Source organism: Pseudomonas edaphica (genome assembly GCF_005863185.1).
GTDB lineage: Bacteria > Pseudomonadota > Gammaproteobacteria > Pseudomonadales > Pseudomonadaceae > Aquipseudomonas > Aquipseudomonas edaphica.
This window is the reverse complement of record NZ_VBVZ01000049.1, coordinates 1-18,440: the sequence shown is the minus strand read 5'-3', so window position 1 is coordinate 18,440 and position 18,440 is coordinate 1. Positions and strand designations below refer to the sequence as shown.

Annotated in this window: 15 protein-coding genes; 6 read left to right on the top strand and 9 right to left on the bottom strand. The window is 61.7% G+C overall.

The window, feature by feature from the left end; genetic code table 11:
* The first annotated feature begins 397 nt into the window (after window positions 1-397).
* The gene (mrdA, locus tag FEM54_RS05420) at window positions 398-2,290 is read left to right on the top strand and encodes a penicillin-binding protein 2 (RefSeq protein WP_138449867.1); all 1,893 of its coding nucleotides are present in this window, start codon (window positions 398-400) and stop codon (window positions 2,288-2,290) included.
* Here the strand turns inward: mrdA and FEM54_RS05415 are convergent, their stop codons facing one another.
* Window positions 2,291-2,692, bottom strand: coding sequence for a GFA family protein (locus FEM54_RS05415; RefSeq protein ID WP_138449865.1), 402 nt, complete (start codon window positions 2,690-2,692; stop codon window positions 2,291-2,293).
* Window positions 2,693-2,792: 100 nt separating this feature from the next.
* Between FEM54_RS05415 and FEM54_RS05410 the strand changes: the two genes are divergently transcribed.
* Entirely contained in the window at window positions 2,793-3,260 is a 468-nt protein-coding gene (locus tag FEM54_RS05410; protein ID WP_138449863.1) for an SRPBCC family protein, read from the top strand.
* 44 nt (window positions 3,261-3,304) lie between these two features.
* Here FEM54_RS05410 and FEM54_RS05405 read toward each other — a convergent pair whose 3' ends face one another.
* Window positions 3,305-5,527 (bottom strand): TonB-dependent receptor, encoded by a 2,223-nt coding sequence (locus FEM54_RS05405; RefSeq protein WP_138449861.1) that lies wholly within the window; start codon window positions 5,525-5,527, stop codon window positions 3,305-3,307.
* A gap of 324 nt (window positions 5,528-5,851) precedes the next feature.
* Between FEM54_RS05405 and FEM54_RS05400 the strand changes: the two genes are divergently transcribed.
* The 4 genes from FEM54_RS05400 to FEM54_RS05385 all read left to right on the top strand — a co-directional run bounded on the left by FEM54_RS05400 (window position 5,852) and on the right by FEM54_RS05385 (window position 10,246).
* Window positions 5,852-8,209 (top strand): DNA polymerase II, encoded by a 2,358-nt coding sequence (locus tag FEM54_RS05400; RefSeq protein WP_138449859.1) that lies wholly within the window; start codon window positions 5,852-5,854, stop codon window positions 8,207-8,209.
* A gap of 72 nt (window positions 8,210-8,281) precedes the next feature.
* Window positions 8,282-8,860, top strand: a complete 579-nt coding sequence (locus tag FEM54_RS05395) for a GNAT family N-acetyltransferase (protein ID WP_099550095.1) — start codon at window positions 8,282-8,284, stop codon at window positions 8,858-8,860.
* Window positions 8,861-8,873: 13 nt separating this feature from the next.
* A complete protein-coding gene (locus tag FEM54_RS05390; protein WP_138449858.1) occupies window positions 8,874-9,494 on the top strand; it encodes a glutathione S-transferase family protein in 621 nt (206 codons plus the stop codon).
* A 176-nt stretch (window positions 9,495-9,670) separates the two neighbouring features.
* Entirely contained in the window at window positions 9,671-10,246 is a 576-nt protein-coding gene (locus FEM54_RS05385; protein ID WP_017135343.1) for a DUF4174 domain-containing protein, read from the top strand.
* 59 nt (window positions 10,247-10,305) lie between these two features.
* Here the strand turns inward: FEM54_RS05385 and FEM54_RS05380 are convergent, their stop codons facing one another.
* The 7 genes from FEM54_RS05380 to FEM54_RS05350 all read right to left on the bottom strand — a co-directional run.
* A complete protein-coding gene (locus tag FEM54_RS05380; RefSeq protein ID WP_017135342.1) occupies window positions 10,306-11,712 on the bottom strand; it encodes a lipid II flippase MurJ in 1,407 nt (468 codons plus the stop codon).
* Window positions 11,712-12,533 carry an acyltransferase gene (locus FEM54_RS05375; protein WP_017135341.1) on the bottom strand — a complete coding sequence of 274 codons (822 nt, stop codon included), beginning with the start codon at window positions 12,531-12,533 and terminating at the stop codon, window positions 11,712-11,714. Before FEM54_RS05375 ends, FEM54_RS05380 begins: the two co-directional genes overlap by 1 nt.
* Window positions 12,530-13,933, bottom strand: coding sequence for an O-antigen ligase family protein (locus FEM54_RS05370; RefSeq protein ID WP_017135340.1), 1,404 nt, complete (start codon window positions 13,931-13,933; stop codon window positions 12,530-12,532). The genes FEM54_RS05375 and FEM54_RS05370 overlap by 4 nt, the downstream gene beginning before the upstream one ends.
* Window positions 13,933-15,036, bottom strand: a complete 1,104-nt coding sequence (locus FEM54_RS05365; protein WP_138449856.1) for a glycosyltransferase family 4 protein — start codon at window positions 15,034-15,036, stop codon at window positions 13,933-13,935. Before FEM54_RS05365 ends, FEM54_RS05370 begins: the two co-directional genes overlap by 1 nt.
* Window positions 15,027-16,241 carry a glycosyltransferase family 4 protein gene (locus FEM54_RS05360; RefSeq protein WP_017135338.1) on the bottom strand — a complete coding sequence of 405 codons (1,215 nt, stop codon included), beginning with the start codon at window positions 16,239-16,241 and terminating at the stop codon, window positions 15,027-15,029. The genes FEM54_RS05365 and FEM54_RS05360 overlap by 10 nt, the downstream gene beginning before the upstream one ends.
* Window positions 16,242-16,263: 22 nt before the next feature.
* Window positions 16,264-17,604: a glycoside hydrolase 5 family protein gene (locus FEM54_RS05355; protein ID WP_032865434.1), complete on the bottom strand. Its 1,341-nt coding sequence runs from the start codon at window positions 17,602-17,604 to the stop codon at window positions 16,264-16,266.
* Window positions 17,601-18,440: glycosyltransferase (locus FEM54_RS05350; RefSeq protein WP_138449854.1), on the bottom strand; the 840-nt coding region annotated here is incomplete at its 5' end. The genes FEM54_RS05355 and FEM54_RS05350, both read right to left, overlap by 4 nt.

Here is an 18,440-nt window from a genome sequence, read left to right as displayed (position 1 = left end):
GCCGATGGTAGTGTGGGGTTTCCCCATGTGAGAGTAGGTCATCGTCAAGATTAAATTCCGAAACCCCATTTGCGAAAGCAGATGGGGTTTTGTTTTGGGCGCTGGAAAAGCGCCAACTTCAAAACCTCTACGCCTTGATCAGCTCAATCGGCATCATCCCGATCGCCATTCTCACACGCGCCCTGCACAAAGCTGGAAGGTCATGTGATTGATCGCACTTGCGTGATTAAGGCCTTTTGCAGCCCAAATCGGTCCGTGTCTGACAAAACAGCATGCCGTTGGGGAAATCGATGCAAAGTGTTTCTGCATTTTTGGTATGGTGCAGCACATTTTCACAAGGATTGATCTTTCAACCGCAGGACGCGGCGTCGAACTTCTTCAACGAGATGCTGTAGAAATGCCTGAACCGATACCGATCAAGGATCACGAAAAAGAAAACCGCCTGGTCAACAAGCGCTTGCTCGCCTGCGCACTCTTGGTGATTGGTATTACCTGCGCCCTGGTCGGGCGCATGTATTTCCTGCAGGTGGTGCAGTACGACTATCACTCGACGATTTCCGAGAACAACCGGGTCCACGTACTGCCGATCACGCCGACGCGCGGGCTGATTTATGACCGCAACGGCGTGGTGCTGGCCGACAACCGTCCCAGCTACAACCTGACCATCACTCGCGAGCGCACCACCGACCTCAAGGGCGAGCTGGACGCTATCGTCAGCCTGATGCACTTACCCGCGGAAGACCGAGCGGTATTCGACAAGGCATTGAAACAAGCCCGCCATCCTTTTGTGCCGGTAACGCTGTTCTACGAATTGACCGAAGAGCAGATTGCCTTGCTGGCCGTTAACGAGTTCCGCTTGCCGGGCGTCGATGTTGAACCTCAGTTCGTGCGGCATTACCCGTTGGGCGCGCATTTTGCCCACTCGATTGGCTACGTTGGCCGAATCAACGAGAAAGAATCCAAGGCCCTCGACTCGGTGGAATACCGTGGTACCCAGTCCATCGGCAAGACCGGTATCGAGCGTTTCTACGAGTCCGAGCTGCACGGCCATGTCGGCTATGAAGAGGTTGAGACCAATGCCCAGGGCCGCGTGTTGCGCGTGCTCAAGCATACCGACCCGATCCCCGGCAAAAACATCGTGCTGAGCCTCGACGTCAAGCTCCAGGAAGCCGCGGAAGAGGCCTTGGGCGATCGCCGTGGTTCGGTGGTGGCCCTCGACCCGCAGACCGGCGAAGTGCTGGCCATGGTGAGTAAGCCGAGCTTTGACCCGAATCTGTTCGTCACCGGCATCAGTTTCAAGGAATATGCCGCGCTGCACGACTCTATCGACCGACCGCTGTTTAACCGCGTGCTACGCGGGCTTTACGCGCCCGGCTCGACCATCAAGCCGGAAGTGGCCATCGCCGGTCTCGACAGTGGTGTGGTGACCGCGCAAACCCGAGTGTTCGACCCCGGTTATTACCAGCTGCCCGATTTTGACCACAAATACCGCAACTGGAACCACAGCGGTGACGGCTGGGTGGACATGGATGCGGCGATCATGCGCTCCAACGACACCTACTTTTACGACTTGGCCCACAAGCTGGGTATTGATCGCCTGCACGACTACCTAGCCGAGTTCGGCCTCGGTCAGAAAGTCTCTCTCGACATGTTCGAAGAATCAGCTGGCCTGATGCCTTCCCAGGCCTGGAAGCGTGCAACCCGTCGCCAGCCCTGGTTCCCGGGCGAAACCGTGATCCTCGGCATTGGCCAGGGCTATATGCAGGTCACGCCATTGCAGTTGGCCCAGGCCACCGCGTTGATCGCCAACAAAGGTGTGTGGAACCGTCCGCACTTGGCCAAGACCATCAATGGCGTGCCGCCGGTGGACGAGAACCCAATGCCTAACGTAGTGCTCAAGGATCCGCGTGATTGGGAGCAGGTCAACCACGGCATGCAGCTGGTGATGCATGACCCTCGCGGTATCGCCCGTGCAGCAGCGGCCGGTGCTCAGTACCGGATCGCCGGCAAGAGTGGTACTGCGCAGGTGGTGGCGATCAAGCAGGGTGAGCGCTATGACCGCAACAAGACGCTGGAACGGCATCGCGACAACGCCTTGTTCGTCGGTTTTGCGCCGGCCGAACATCCGAAAATCGTGATCTCGGTGATGATCGAAAACGGCGAGGCCGGTGGCCGCGTGGCGGGCCCGGTGGTGCGGCAGATCATGGACGCCTGGCTGCTTGACCAGGAAGGCCATCTCAAGCCGCAATATGCGACGCCGGCCAAGGCGCCCGGTGACCCGCACGTCTAGTCAAACCTTCCACTCATCCCAGTGCTCTACGCCTGCGTAAGCAAGCCAGGGCAAATCATGGGCCGTCCAGATGTGCGAGGTGGGCCGCACGCCAGGGTCATCATCCAGTGTCGCCACCCGCACAATCACATGGGGCTGATGCCCACGCTCAGCCATCAGGTGTGACCCGCAGCGCGAACAGAAATGCCTGAGCTTGCCCGGTGAAGATTCAAACGACGACAGCAGCGCCTCACCCTGCATCCAGCGAAAGTGCTCGCGCATCACTCCGGCGGTGGCCACGAATGCGGCTGCGTGCACCTTGCGGCAACTGTCGCAATGGCAGTGGCTGATGGGCATGTCCAAGCTGTCGATTTGATAGCGCACGGCTTTGCAGAAGCAACTTCCATTCAGCGGGTCAGTCATACACGTATTGCCTGATTAAGGACGGGGACAATCATCATTGCTTACAACCTGAGGTTGCGCATTGTTTGTTGTCGCCTACTTTCAATGGAGGAGGTGACTTATGCACGTGTTAGATCGCATCGAACGAAAAGTCCTGCTCAACGTACCGCGCAAGCAGATCTGGGAAGCGCTCACCAAAGCCGAGCAATTTGGCGAGTGGTTTGGCATCGCCCTCAAGGGTAAAACCTTTACCGCTGGAACAACCATCGAGGCGCCGATCACCTACCCAGGCTATGAACATGTGGTGTGGAAGGCCGAAATCGTGCGCATCCTGCCCCAAACCCTGTTCTCATTCAAATGGCACCCTTACGCTGTCGAGAAGGGCGTCGACTACGACCACGAAACTCCGACCCTGGTAGAGTTCACCCTCGAAGACCGCGCGCCGGGCATCCTGCTGCGGGTGGTCGAATCCGGTTTTGACGCAGTGCCCGAACCCCGTCGCCAAAAAGCCTTCAGGATGAATTCCCGAGGCTGGGACGAGCAAATGGGTAACATCGAAAATTATCTGAACCAGGCCCACCGCGCCTGAGCCAGCGATGCGCAAATCCGCTGACTCATGTGGTTACAACGCGTTTAGAAATCCACCGTCGCCGAGAACTTGGCGACCCGCGGATCACCTTGGGTCAGATAACCGCCCAGCGCCGATTCCCAGTATTTGGTATTCGCCACGTTCTCCACCGTGGCACCCAGGCTCACATCACGCTGGGCCACCTTGAAGTTGTAGCGGGCGCCCACATCGAAGCGATTCCATGCCGGCAGGCTGAGGTTGTTCGCCGCATCGGCGTACTGGCCGCCGGTACGCAGCATACGGCCGTTGACGCTCACGCCTTGCAGACCCGGCACATCCCAATCCACGCCGGCATTAAGTTGGAAGGACGGCACGCCAATGGCGCGGTTGCCGTCGTTGGCGCCGTTTGCCGTGCCGTTGACTTCGGTGTGGATGATGGTCGCGCCGCCCAGCAGGCGCAAGCCGCTGACAGGTTCGCCGAAGACGTTCAGCTCTACACCTTTGTTGACTTGCTCGCCTTCGAAGACAAAGGTCGCGGTGCCGTCCGCATTCAGTTGGGAAAAACCCTGGGTCGGCTGTTCGATTCGGTACACACCCAGCGTTGCGCCGTAGGTGCCCATGTCGAGCTTGACGCCAGCCTCGGTCTGTTTCGAACGCGCGGGTGCAAAGGTCTGGTTGGCGTTGGTTACGATGGCGCTGCTGAAGGTGGAGGGAGCCGTCGGCCCTGACGCCAGGCCTTCGATGTGGTTGGCGTAGAGAGACACATGCTCCCATGGCTTGAACACCAGGCCATACACCGGCGTGGTGATGCCCTTGGCGTAGTTGGCGGTGCGTGTGCCGGTGCCGTAGGCGTAGCCCTGAACCACCAGCTCCTGGCGGCGCAGGCCGGCGGTGAACAGCAAACGGTCATCCATAAAGCCGAAGGTGTCCGACACCGCCGCGCTGCGGGCGAAGGTCTTGGCGGTGATGCCGGGGTCGTTCAGGTCGCTGCCGGAGGTGAAGCCGCCTTTGGCTGGAGCGGTCACATCGGCCGGGCTGTAAATATTGGTCGGCTGGCTGCCGGAGGCAAAGTCAAAGGCGTTGCGGGTCTGAGTCCAGATGCCGGTCAAGCCGAGGTTCAATTTGTGGCTGACAGCACCGGTCTTGAACTTGCCGTTCAGGCCGGCCATCAGGCTGGTGTTGTCTTCCTGATGCGCAATGTTCGAGCCGCTGACTGTGGCATTGCCTAGTGTGTCCCTCAGGGTCACCGACGAATAGCGGCCCAGCTCGTTGGTGTGCTTGGCGCCCCCGGCGATGTAGGCGGTCCAGTTATCGTTGAGGTCATACTCGCCGCGCAACATGCCGAAGGTGTCTTCCAGGCTGGTGGTGCCCCAGTTCGGCGCGTAGTTGGTGTCGGCCGACGGCGCATTCGGGATATGGGTCAGCCCGCTGCCAAGCAACACCGTGTTGCGTCCGCCATTGACCTGCTGCTTCTGATAAACAAAGTCGCCTGACACCCGCAGGGCATCGCCGCGATAGTCCAGGCCGACCGAAAACAGCTTCGAACGCTGGCTTTCGTCGTCGATGGCGGTGTCGCCTTCGCGCTGGGAAATATTCACCCGCGCGCCAAAACGGTTGTCTTCGCCGAAGCGCTGGCCGATGTCCAGGTGTTCACCCACCCGGCCGTCACTGCTGATGTCGGTGCTCAAACGGCGCAAAGGCACATCATCAGCGCGCTTGGGTTGCAGGTTAACGCCGCCGCCGATGCCGGAGCCGCTGGGTGTGACGCCGTTGATAAAGGCGTTGGGGCCTTTGAACACTTCAACCCGTTCCAGGGCGTCGGTGGACATGATCTGGCGCGGCAGGATGCCGTACAAACCGTTGAACGAAATATCGTCGCCGTTGAGCGGCAGGCCACGAATCACAAAGGCTTGAGCCTGGTTCGCATAGCCCGATGCCTGGCGCACGGACGAGTCATTGAGCAACACATCGCCGACGGTTTGCGCATGCTGCTCGCGGATCAACTTCTCGGTGTAGGAGGACATGCTGAACGGCGCGTCCATGATGTCCTGGTTGCCCAGCACACCTAATTGGCCGCCGCGCGCGACCTGGCCGCCAGCGTAAACCGGCGGCAATGCATTCGGTGCAGGTGCGTCGGCGCTGATGTTGGTTGCACCCAATTCCAGTGTGTTGCCGTCTGGACGGTTGTTAGTTTCTGGGGCTGCCGCGTGAGCGGCAAGGCTCAGTGAGCAGCAAAGGGCAAGCAGGGCAGGGCGAAACGGTACAGAAATTTGGTTGCAGGTGGGCATGGTCGATCCGGACGGCGAACCGTCAATGGGAGGAAAAGGGCAACAACGTTGCGCTTCCTCACTGCGCGGATACGACTCCGGCGCGAATGATAGTAATTGTCATTAATATTTCGCAACCAGTTTGTGAAATCGTTGTCCGCGCAGGCGCGAGCTGCCGACCAGCGGCGGCAAAGGTGTGGGCGGCAGGCGCGTCTTCGGGCGCCTGGGCAAGGGCGATGGACCAGGCGCTGAGTACAAACGCAAAGGTAAATGCCATCGCCCATCGCGTTTGCCCGGATGCCGAGTAGAATCACGCCCTGAAAGCGATTCCTGAGGTGCGGTACGGTGGATTTACAGCAGGGTTTTGTCCTGACCCGGCATTGGCGCGACACGGCCGCGGGCACGGAGGTCAGTTTCTGGCTGGCCACCGACCAAGGCCCACGGTGCGTGCGCCTACCCGTGCAAACCTCGGTGATGTTTATTCCGCAAGCCCATCGCAAGCCGCTCGACTGGTTGCTCAAGGGCGAGCGCGAGATTGAACTGCGCCCGTTGCAATTGTGCGACTTCCATCATCGCCCTGTCCTTGGTCTCTACACCCGCCAGCACCGCCAGTTGATGGACCTGGAAAAGCGCCTGCGCGCCGCCGGTGTCGACGTCTACGAAGCCGACGTGCGCCCGCCCGAGCGTTACATGATGGAACGCTTCATCACCGCGCCCGTGTGGTTTGGCGGCACACCGGATGCCAGCGGCACCTTGCTTGAGGCGCAGATGAAACCCGCGCCGGACTACCGCCCGCCGCTCAAACTGGTGTCCCTGGACATCGAGACCACCGCCCAAGGCGACCTGTATTCCATTGCCCTGGAAGGCTGCGGCGAGCGCCAGGTGTACATGCTCGGCCCGCCAAACAAAGCCGATGCGGTGGACTTCAAACTCGACTACTGCGATACCCGCGCCCAACTGCTCGAGTGCCTCAACCAATGGCTGGCTACCCACGACCCCGATGCCATCATCGGCTGGAACCTGGTGCAGTTCGACCTGCGCGTGCTCCACGAACATGCCCAGCGCCTCAACGTGCCGCTGTTGCTCGGGCGTGGCGGCGAGGCGATGGCCTGGCGTGAACATGGCAGCCGCAACCACTACTTCGCCGCTGCCGCCGGGCGGCTGATCATCGATGGCATCGAAGCCTTGCGTTCGGCCACCTGGAGTTTCGAATCCTTCAGCCTGGAAAACGTCGCGCAAACCCTGCTCGGCGAAGGCAAGGACATCTCCACGCCGTACCAGCGCATGGACGAAATCAACCGCATGTTCGCCGAGGACAAGCCCGCATTGGCGCGCTACAACCTCAAGGACTGCGAGCTGGTCACGCGGATTTTCGCCAAGACCGAACTGCTCAAGTTCCTGCTCGAACGCGCCAGCGTCACCGGGCTGCCGGCCGACCGTAATGGCGGCTCCGTGGCGGCGTTCACGCACCTGTATATGCCGCTGATGCACCGCCAGGGCTTCGTCGCGCCGAACCTGGGCGACAAACCGCCCCAGGCCAGCCCCGGGGGGTTCGTGATGGACTCGCGTCCGGGCCTCTACGAGTCGGTGCTGGTGCTCGATTACAAAAGCCTTTACCCGTCGATCATCCGCAGTTTTCTCATCGACCCGGTGGGCCTGATCGAAGGCCTCAAGCACCCGGACGACAGCGAATCGGTAGAGGGCTTTCGCGGTGCGCGTTTTTCCCGCACCCGGCATTGCCTGCCCTCGATTGTCGCGCGGGTTTCCGAAGGCCGCGAAGTGGCCAAGCGTGAACACAACGCGCCGTTGTCCCAAGCCCTTAAAATCATCATGAACGCGTTTTACGGCGTGCTTGGCTCCAGCGGTTGCCGCTTCTTCGACACGCGGCTGGCGTCCTCGATCACGATGCGTGGGCACCAGATCATGCGCCAGACCCGCGAGCTGGTCGAAGCCAAGGGTTATGACGTGATCTACGGCGACACCGACTCCACCTTCGTCTGGCTCGGCAGCGCGCATGCTGCGGAGGACGCCAGCCGCATCGGTCGGGAACTGGTGCAGCACGTCAACGAGTGGTGGCGCGCGCATCTGCACAACGAATTCGGCCTGCAAAGCGCCCTGGAACTGCAATACGAAACCCACTTCAGCCGCTTCCTCATGCCGACCATCCGCGGCGCTGAGGAGGGCAGCAAAAAGCGCTACGCCGGCTTGGTTGTACGCGCCGACGGCAGCGAAGAAATGGTCTACAAAGGCCTGGAAACCGTGCGCAGCGACTGGTCGCCGCTGGCCCGGCAATTCCAGCAGGAACTCTATCAGCGCATCTTCCATCGCCAGCCGTATCAAGACTACGTTCGCGACTATGTGCGGCGTACCTTGAGCGGCGAACTCGACGACTTGCTGATCTACCGCAAACGCCTGCGCCGCCCACTCGACGATTACGAGCGCAACGTGCCGCCGCATGTGCGCGCCGCACGCCTGGCGGATGAATATAACGACCGTCTGGGGCGCCCGCGCCAGTATCAGCGCGGCGGCTGGATCAGCTATGTGATCACGGTCAACGGCCCGCAGCCGCTGGAAGTACGCCAGGCGCCGATCGACTACGACCACTACGTCACCCGGCAATTGCAGCCGGTGGCCGATGCGATCCTGCCGTTCGTAAATGATGATTTCGGCACGCTGGTCGGCGGGCAAATGGGCTTGTTTTAAAACGCTTGCCTGTACGTGGGGCGAGCCTGCACTCTTGGCCGCTGACGACCACTCTCAGACGGCGCAGCTTCCATGACTCAGATCACGTTGACCGGCAGCACGGTCGAACTCCAGCCCCTGCAACGCGAACACAAAACCGCCTTGCTTGAAGCGGCCGCCGACGGCCAATTGTGGAACCTCAAGGTCACCAACGTGCCAGGTCCGGACACCATCGACACCTATATCGACACGGCCTTGGCCGGCCGCGACGCGGGCAGCGTGATCCCCTTCACCCTGGTGCGCGCAGGCACTGGCCAGGTGGTGGGCAGCACGCGGTTCTGGAAGGTCGATCGGGCCAATCGCAAGCTGGAAATCGGTCACACCTGGCTGGCCGAGTCCACGCAAAAAACCGGCATCAACACCGAAGCCAAGCTCTTGCTGCTGACCTACGCTTTTGAAGTGCTCGACTGTGTGCGGGTGCAGTTCACTACCGATGAACTCAACGAAAAATCCCGTGCCGCGATCCTGCGCCTTGGCGCCGTGCAAGAGGGCATTGTGCGCCACGAGCGCATCATGCCCGATGGGCGCAAGCGCAATTCGGTGCGGTTCAGCATCATCGATTCGGAATGGCTGCAGGTGAAGGCCAGCTTGCAGGCCAAACTGCAGCGATAAGGAGACAACCCCCATGTACACGCTCTACGGCATCGACGAATCCGGCTCCTGCATGATCGAAATCGCCCTGCAGCGTTGCGCGGTGGCATGGCGGCGCATCGACGCCAGCTCTTGGGAAGACGGCGAAGGCAGCGACGCCCTGGCCCGCATCAACCCACTCAAACAAATTCCCACGTTGGTGACGCCCGAGGGCCAGGTGCTGACCGAAAGCGCCGCGATCCTGATCCACCTGGGCCTGGAGTTTCCCGCCTCCGAGCTGCTCGCCGGCAACCGTGCGCAGATCCTGCGCGGGCTGGTATACATCGCCGCCAATTGCTATTCGGCGGTCGGCATCATCGACTACCCGCAACGCTGGCTCGGTAATGTGGATGACGCCGTACAGGCACAATTGATCAGCGGCACGCGCCGTTACCTGCACCAGGCCTGGGTGGTGTTTGCCGAGCAGTTTGCCGACCAGTTGTTCGCCCCCGGCAATGTGCCGAACGCGCTGGGCATTATGGCGGCCGCGGTGTCGCGTTGGGACGCGGCGCGGGAGGTGTTGAACAACCTCGCGCCAGGCTTTGCCCAGACGCTGGCGCGAGTGGATGCCGACCCGGTGGTGGCGCCGGTATTTGCGCGGCATTGGCCGCAATAGAACGCCTCGTAATGGTTCCGCAATCTGAAGAAACAATGACTGATAACCCCATTCGAGCCCTTGCGTGGCAGGCTTACTGACCTACGCTTCTTAACGAGGTGTAGGAATCATCCTTGAAATTGACTGTCGCAGACATGAAACTCAAGAACCCTGCATGGAATTCAAAGGAGGTGCGCATGCTCATCCGGTCGCTGACCCTGGCTACCTTGATGGCTTTTACGGGGCCGCTGTTGGCCGCTGATGATATCAACCCGCTCAAGCAGGACTTGGGCAAGGCTCGGCCGCTGGTGGTGGTGGAGCTCGATTCCGGCAACGACACTTTGGCGACCCTCAAGAAACAATTGGATGAGCCTGCTACCAAGCAGTCCTTTGAAGAGCGCAGCATGGTGTTCTACACCGTGAAGTTCGGCAGCATCGGTGCTGAAGGCGAAAAATTCGCCAAGGACCCCAAGGACAACAAGAAGCTCACGCCACCTGAAACCAACGCGCTGATCCGTGCCCTCAAGCTCGGCGCCGGCAGCGGTACAAAGGTGATCCTGATCGGCAAGGATGGCGAGAAGAAACTGGAGAAGACCGTACCGCCGGATCCCCTCGACCTGAAGGTGTTCTTCAGCACCATCGACCAGATGCCGATGGCCGAGAAAGAAGCAGCTGCTCCGGTTGTGCCAGAACCTGCGCCTGCGCCTGGCAAGAACGCTACCAAAGCGGGTAAGGCAGCCAAGCCGGCTGCGCCTCAACAGCTGGATGACTGAGTCCGTGCAGGAGCTGGCTTACCAGCTCCTGCGCAGGCCGTTGCGGTGGTGGTTCCAGTTCACTGTTTCCACGGCTTGAACCACCCAGCCAACCCTCCCAATACCAGGGCTGCCGTCACGGTACTCAAGCCCAGTTGCCAGCCATCGTTTTGCAGTGGATGCAAGATGACGGCTGCAAAACCCAGTAATACCGCACTCAGCCCCCATTGCAGCGGCCAGCCCAGTTGGCCAAGCAATTGCTGGCGTTGCATCAGCAGCAGGTTGGTGACGATAACCCCGCCCAATGCCGCCAAGGCGATACCCGGTAAACCCAGAAAGTACGGCAGCAGCACCAACAGCAAAGCGTTGACCCCGCTGCCCAGCAATTCGCAGCGCAAGGGCAGGCGCGTGTCGCCGCTGGCATAGGCATAGCGGGCGAGCATGGCGTTCCAGGCGCCGAACACCAGTGGCGTCGCGAACCAGGCCAGCAGCGCCGGCAGTGGGCCGTCGGCGCTTTGGGTGGGCATCAGCAGATGAATCAGCACCGGGCTGGCGCCGATCAGTCCGAGGGCGGCCGGCAGGCTGAGCAGGGTCGCAGCATCCAGGCCGCGACGCAGCAGGGCCAGGCGCTGTTGGCCTTGTTCGCCGCTCATCATGCCCAGCAGCACCTGGTTGAGGCTCATCAGGGCGATCAATGGCAGGTTGATCAACTTGCGGGCAAGGTTGACCCACGTGACGGCACCTTCTCCCAGGTAACTGGCGATCAAGCGTTCGAGCAGCGCCAGCCCCTGGCTGGCGACATTGCTGGCCAACAATGGCCCGATGCGCCCCAACAGTTCGCGGCCCGCCAGCTTGTCGCCAGTGACTTGCCATGGCCGCCAGCCGAAAGACCAGACCGGCGCCAGCAGCGGCAGGCACATCAACACACTGCCGGCAAAAAAGCTCATGGCCAGTTCGCCGCTGTCGCTTGCGCTGCCACGGATAAACAGGTACAGCACCGGTGGCAGATTGAACAGTAAAGAGCCCAGGCCCGGCAGCACAAAACGTTGGCGTGCCTGCAAGGGAATACTGAACAACCCATGCATCACCAGGCCCGGCGCACAGGCCGCCAGCCAACGCAAGTTAGCGGCGGCTTCGGCATGGGCCTCGGCGTCCAGGCCGGGGCCGATCAGGCGCACCCACAGCGGCGCGCCCAGCGCCAGTACGGCAAACAGGGCCAGGCCCACGCCCAGCAGGCGTGGGGAAAGACTGGCCAGCCAGGCTTGCTGGCGTTGTGGGTCGCGTTGTTGATAAAGGGGCAGGGCAGCCGCCGCAAGCAAGCCGGCGGCCAGGGTCATGCGCAACGCTTCGGGCAAAAACACCGCCACCAGAAACCCGTCGCTGCGACTGCCCGCGCCCCAGGCCGCCACCAGCAGCCATTCGCGGGCAAAACCGGCGACCAGCCCGGCGAGGGTCGCGACGGTCAGCCAGAGCGTGCTGCCGAACATCAGTGGAACAGGGTGAACAGGCCCTTGCCACCCACCTTATAGTTCAGATCATGGCAGCGTTCGCCCATGATTTTGGCCCCGGAACCGCCAATGATTTTGTAGGGGGCCACAGCCTTGGCCACCACGGTATTGGCGCTGATCACCGAGCCATGCCCCAGGTGCGTGCCGTAGCCGATCAACGCCCGGCTGCCGATCCACACATAGTCGTCGATGTAGATCGGCCCGGAAATCGACCAGAACTCCGGAGCCTGCAAGTCATGACTGCCGGCGATGATCAGCACGTGGGAGGCGATTGCCACGTGGTTGCCGATCACCAGCCCGGCGCGGGCGTCCACCTGGCAATGCCAGGCGATCACCGTATCGTCACCGACTCTCAAGTTGTGGATGCCCAACACTTCGGTGTTACGCCACAAGCTTGTGCCCTTGCCGATCTTCGCGCCGCCCAGGCGCAGCCAGGCAATGCGCACATGGTGGCTGGGGATCTTGTTGATCAAAATGTTGTAGGCCATGTCCCAGGCGTTGCGCCAGCGATCCTTGATAGTTGCCCAGTTTTTGCCATAGCGCGGAAGTAGCTTGCCCGGCAGGTCCTGTTTCATACGACGGAACAAAAGGCGGGCCACCGGGTGCTCAAGGGCGGGTTCCAGGTCGATGGAGTTTATCCAGAAGCGCTTGTTGTCGCCTTCGCCCTCTTCAAACACCACGTCGTTGGCCAGGCACCAGTCCAGCGCCTCTTCCAGGTCCGGCAGGCTCACGCCTATTTCAGCGGCCAGTGTGGGGAGGCGGTCGCGCAAATCGGTGGAGTGAATCATCCGGTGCTTCATGGTTGGTTATCCTTTGGCGCAATAGCAGCAACAGGGGCGGTAATGGAGGGGCGCAGACGCACCTGTTGCAGGCTCATGCCCATCAACAGCCAGAACAGCGCGATCAGTACAAAGGTGAAGCTGAAATAGTGGTCGAAAATCCCCGTCAACAGCGCTGCCATCACGCCGCAGATACACCCCAGCCACAGGGCGTTGTCGGCGGTGACCTTGCGCACCTGGCCCAGGGGCCGCACTTCCCGCCACCACAACACAGTGACGGTGATAAACAACAGCATCCCAGGAATGCCGACCTTGTAGATGAAGTTCAGCCACAGGTTAGAGATGCCCAGCAGGTTGGTGCCGGGTACGGGTGGGTCTATCTTGAAGCCGATCCCCAGGGGATATGTCGACATGGCCTCGGGGAATCTTGCGTACTCGTCGAAGCGGATTTCGGTACTGGCATTGGTGGACGAGAAGATGGTCAGCAAGCGCTCCTGCAACGGCGGATAGAACATCACCAGCGCAACCCCAAACGCCACGCCGATACCGATGATGCGCCCGCTGTTAGGCACGCGCTTATAGGTCAGCCAGATCAGCACCAGCGCCAGGGCCACGATGGCGCCACGGGAAATACTCAGCAGCAGGCCGGCGCAACCCAGCACCGCCACCGCCAGGCCCAGCGCCCGGCGCCAGCCGCTGCGGGTCCAGCCGTAGAACAGCGCCAGGGGGATAAACAGCACCAGCACGCCACCCGTCAGGTTCGGGTGCACCCAGGGCGAGGCCATGCGCGTGTAGTTGGCGGAAAAAATATCCTTCACCGCTTCCGGGTGGGCGTACTTGAGGTCGGTGAGCACCTCGATCATCGACATGGCGTTGCGCGTCTTCAGAAACATGAAAATCGACAGCAACAGCATCGCCAGGTTGCCCAGCAGCAGGGCGACCACCACCTTGTCGCGGTCGGCGTCGGTGCGCAGCAGCAACGGCACGATAAACAGCAACGACAGGTTCATCAGCCAGCGTACCCAGTTCACCGGCCCGTTGCCTTCGGCATGGATGATGACCATGCCCCAGATAAACGGAATAGTGCTGAACAGCATCAGCCACATCAGCGCGCGCTCGGTCGGACGCCACAGGATCAAGCCGCGGGTCTTGCCGATAAACGATTGCCAGAACACCCCGACCCAGGTCAGCCCCAACACCGCTTCGCTGATGGTGGTGCGGATCCCCAGTTCCAACGTGGTGTAGGGAATGCTGGTGGCCAACACCGCGAAAATCAGCAAGCCCCACAGGGGAAAGCGGATCAGGGTCAAGGCCACACCCGCGCCGGCCACGACCAGCAAGGTCTTGATCGGCGACAGGGCCAACAGCAAAATGCCGAAGACCAGGCCCAGGAGCAGGCTGATGAATTTTCCTGGCAGCATTAGCGGTCCAATTCCTTGAGCAAAGTATCCAGGCGCGAGCGATAGGCCGGTTCGGCAAATTGCCGGGCCCAGGCGCGCTGCGTTTCGGCGTCTGCCGTGTTGCCTGCGGTTGCCATTTGCTGCATGACGTTCTGCAATTGCCTGGCATCGTGTGGGTCGAAGCGCGGGGCGCCGGGCGGCGCGACTTCATCCAGGGCGGAACCGCGTGCCACCGCCACCGGCGTGCCCACACTCAAGGCTTCCACCACCGGCAGGCCAAAGCCCTCGGCATAAGACGGCTGCCATAGGCAGTCGGTATGACGGTAAAGGGCTTGCAGTTGGCCGTCGGATAAACCGCTGCACCAGTGCAGGCCCGGCAGTTCGCCAAGGGCGGACGGTACATCGCTGGCGTGGCCCACCAGTACCAGGTCCGGCACCTCAGGGTTCGCCGTACGGCAGGCCTGCCATTGGCGCAGGAAAAATGCCATGTTCTTGCGCGGCTCCCGTGTGCCCACCACCAACCAGTAACGCGCCGGCAGGTTGTCTGGCTGCGGTTCTGGCGCTGCATTCAATTCGGGCACCAGGTTGTTCAACACCCGGAACTTGGCCCGGGCCCAGGGGAATACGCGGGCGGCTTCGTTGCAGGAAAACTGCGAAGGGCACCACACCCGGTCAGCCTGCCACACCGACCAGGCAATCGAGGCACCGTCGATCAAGCGATAGGCCAGGGCCTTGAGCCTGGAGCGATGGAAGTTACGCTGAGTCAGCTGAAACAGGTCATGCAGCACCAGGACATAACGGGTGCCGGCGGGTTTGCGGCACAGCGGCAAGCCCATATTGGCCGTGGCGATGTGCAGGTCGATCTGTTGCTCATGCAAGGATCTGGGCAAAAATTTTCGCTCAAACCGCAAGCGTACCTGCGGCCGTTGCAGGCCATCCAGCGGGCTGGCCCACGGTGGGCATATGGCGGTCTGGCGTTGCGGGTGGTCCAGGGGCGCCTCAGTGAACAGCAGCACCTCAGTGTTGTCCCGCGCGCGCAGGGCATCTTCCAGCGCCAGGACCTGGCGGGCGATGCCCGACGAGGGCGCAACCGTGGCGGGGCGATAGTCCAGGGCTACGCGCATGGCTGAAATTCCTTAGAGTCGATCAAGGTGTTGTAGATGTGCTCCAGTTCGTCACCGGCCACCGCCCAGTCGTGGTACTGCCGCGCATACTCGCGTGCCGCATCGGCCAGTTGCCGGGCCAGCAGCGGCTGATCGAGCAGGCGCACGATGGCGTCGGCCAGAGCCTCGGCGCTTTCGCCCGCCAGGTAATGCGCCTGTGGTTGCACCGCCAACCCGGAAACACCCTGGGCCGTGCTGACCAGCGGCAAGCCGGCGGCCATTGCCTCCAACACCTTGAGCTTGGAGCCGCCGCCATGGCGCAACGCGGCGACAAAACCGGCGCAGCGCCGTTGCAGAGCGCACAGATCAGGAACAAACCCCAGCCACTCGACACGTTCATCCGGCCAACGGTCGCGCCAGTGTTCGGGCAAGCCGTAACCGGCCACCGCCAGGCGCGCGTTCGGACACTGCAGCCAGACCCGGGGGAATATCTCCTCAAGCAACCACTGCACAGCGTCCAGGTTCGGTGCGTATTCGTAATTGCCGACAAACAACAAACGCTGGCTCTGCGCATCGGCACTGACCTGGGCGAAGGCACGGCTGTCGACGCCATTGACCACCACGCTTACCGGCGTTGCAGTCAACGGCCGCATGGCCTGGGCGTCCGCCTCGGTCACCGCAATCACATGGGCGGCGGCATCGAAGGCCTTGCGCTCCCATTGCCGGCAGCGCCATTGGTCGTACTGCACGAACGGCGCGGCCCACTTGGGGAAACGGTCATAAGTGGCGCCGCCCAGGCTTGATTCCAGGTTGTGCTCGGTCAGCACAAACTCGCGCTTGCGCTGCTGCAAGGTGCGCAGAAACGGTTGCAGGCTGTAGCTGTGTTCCACTTGAATCACGTCCCAGCGCTCGTTCAACAGTTGCGCAAATTGGGCTTGCAACGGTGCCGACAGGCCATTGACCGTGGTCAGCAACGGCCACGGTGCGAATACGCCCGCGAGCAGGGTCATCGGGTGTTTCAGTGGCCGGCGCGGCACCACGATCAGGCGCTCGAGCAAGGGTTCAAGGGCTGCGTGCGCCGCGTCATCGGCCGGTGTCTTCGATTGCGCCAGCAGCGTGATGCGATGCCCGCGCTCACTCAAGGTGCGCAGCAAATGATACTGCCGGGTCTTGCCGCCGCTGGTGGTCGGCCACGGCAGGTAGGGCACAATCCATAGGATTCTCATGTACAGCTCTCCATGCCCGGGGCTACCACACCAGTATCTGCAAACTCGGCTTCACCACTGGGCGAATACCGTTGTCGTCGCTCAGGGTTTGCCTGGCTCCGGTCAGCGGGTCCAGCAGTTCTGCGCGTTTAATATCCGGCAGGCTGATGCTGCTGCCTTCGGCACTCCAGTACATCAACAGGTGTTTTCCGTCAGGCCGTGTCCAGGCCACGCTGTAGAAACTGTCCGGCACGTCCTTGAGTTGTGGCGTGGTGCCGGGTTTAAGAGAGGGACCGGTGATCTCAAGGAAGCGGGCGAGGGCGGTGTACACCGGCTTGGGTTCGCCGTCCAGGTTCAGCAGGCCGTAATGCTGGTCGCGTGGCGAGGCGCGTTGGTCGAGGTCGGACAGCGCGAACAGGAAAATCTTCTGATAGTCCTGGGACGCCATCAACGCCAGACGGCGCAAGGTGTAGTCGGCCTGCCCGTCGATACCGATCAGGTCCTGCATCTCTTTGGGGCCGGCATAGCTGGACCAGCCCCACTCGGTAGCCCATACGTTCTTGATCCCGGCGCCGTGCAGCATGGTATTGAGTTGATCACCGCGCAGCAGCACTTCGTTCTTGCCCGGTTCATCGGTTTCCGGGGTCATCGAATAAGGGTGATAGGCCGCGACCATGCCCAGGTTTTGCACGCCCAGCGCGCCGAGCGCTTCGAACATCAGGGTTTTGCCACGCGGCGGCATTTGGCTGTAGTACGCCATGCCGCCCATGACCTGCAGTTTGCCGGGCGCGGCAATATTCAACGCCTGGTGACTGGCCAATAACAATTGCCCGTACTCCTTGGCGTTGACTTCGGGGCGCCAGTTGTTCGGCAGGTTCTGCTCGTTCCATACCTGCCAGGCATCAATATTGGGGTAGCGCTTGGCCAGGAGTGCCAGGCGCAGCGCATAGATTTCGGGGTCCCGCGGGCGATACTGGTCCTGGAACTTCGCGCCCTTGGGGGCGGTGGTGATAAAGGGCGCCGAGCCCACCAGGTAAAACACCGAGCGGATTTTTTCAGCGCTCAGGGTGCGGTCCAGTTCATCGAAGGTGCTGAGTTGATAACCGTCTTCTGTGGGCTCCAGGCGATCCCAGTGCAGGTCGACCCGCACCCATTGCAATCCAAGTTTCTTGTATTGCGTGATCTGCTGGCGGTACTGCTCGGGCGTGAACCACAGAAAGTGCGCGTTCACGCCGAGGAAGTCCTTCCATACCACACTGCGCTCCGGGGCCAGGTTCACCGGCTGCGCATCGACTTTTTCACTCGACAGCAGGGCGCCACCCACGGCGATTGCCAGCACCAGCGGCAGATAGCGCCACATCGGGCGAACAGATGAAATATTCATCGCAACGGCTCCTCACAAGCATCCCGAAATAATTCGGCAAAACGTCGGGCCGTGGTGGCCCACTGGCGTTGGTGGCCGATTTCCGCTGCCCGGGTAGCCCATTGCCGGGCCTGCTGCGGGTCGAGGATCAAGCGGTTCAAGGCGTTGCTCAAGGAATCGATATCGCCCTGCTGATAGGTGATGCCATTGCCGCCGGCCACCTCTTCAGCAAAGGCACGCGCATTGGAGGTGATCACCCCGCGCCCGCAGGCATTGGCCCATGACAGCGCGCCACTGGTGCCACGCATCTGTCCCAGGAAACCGAGTTTTTTCGATTCGCGGTAGGGCAGCACCATCACATGGTGCGCCTGGATCGTAGCGGCGATCTGCGCTGATGGCAGGTCCAACTGCCAGTCCACCACATCCTCCAGGTGCAGCGCGATGATCTGTTGGCGCAGGCCGTCGAGGTAGTTGCCGGCCGGGTCGAAGGTCATTTCCGGGGCGGTGCCGCCGGCCAGGGTCAGGCGCACCTGGCCTCGGCATTGCGGGTGGGTGGCCAGTGACTGGGCCAGGGCCTGGAGCAGGTCCTCAATGCCCTTGCCGCGATAGATAAAGCCGAAATACAACAGACGCAACGGCGCAAGTGGCGGCAAGTCCTGGGCCGCGATGGGTAGGTTGCCGTGAGCAATCACCGCCACTTGCTGCGGACGCAGGCCCATGCGTTGGCGCAGGCAGTCGCCTCCCAGGTAGCTGAGGGTGATCAGCCGGCGCATCCCTTGGGCCAGGCGTCGTTCTTCGTGCAAGGTCAGCGGGTCGGCCAGCAGTGCCGCCGCCTGGGGCAACGGGTGGGGCAGGCG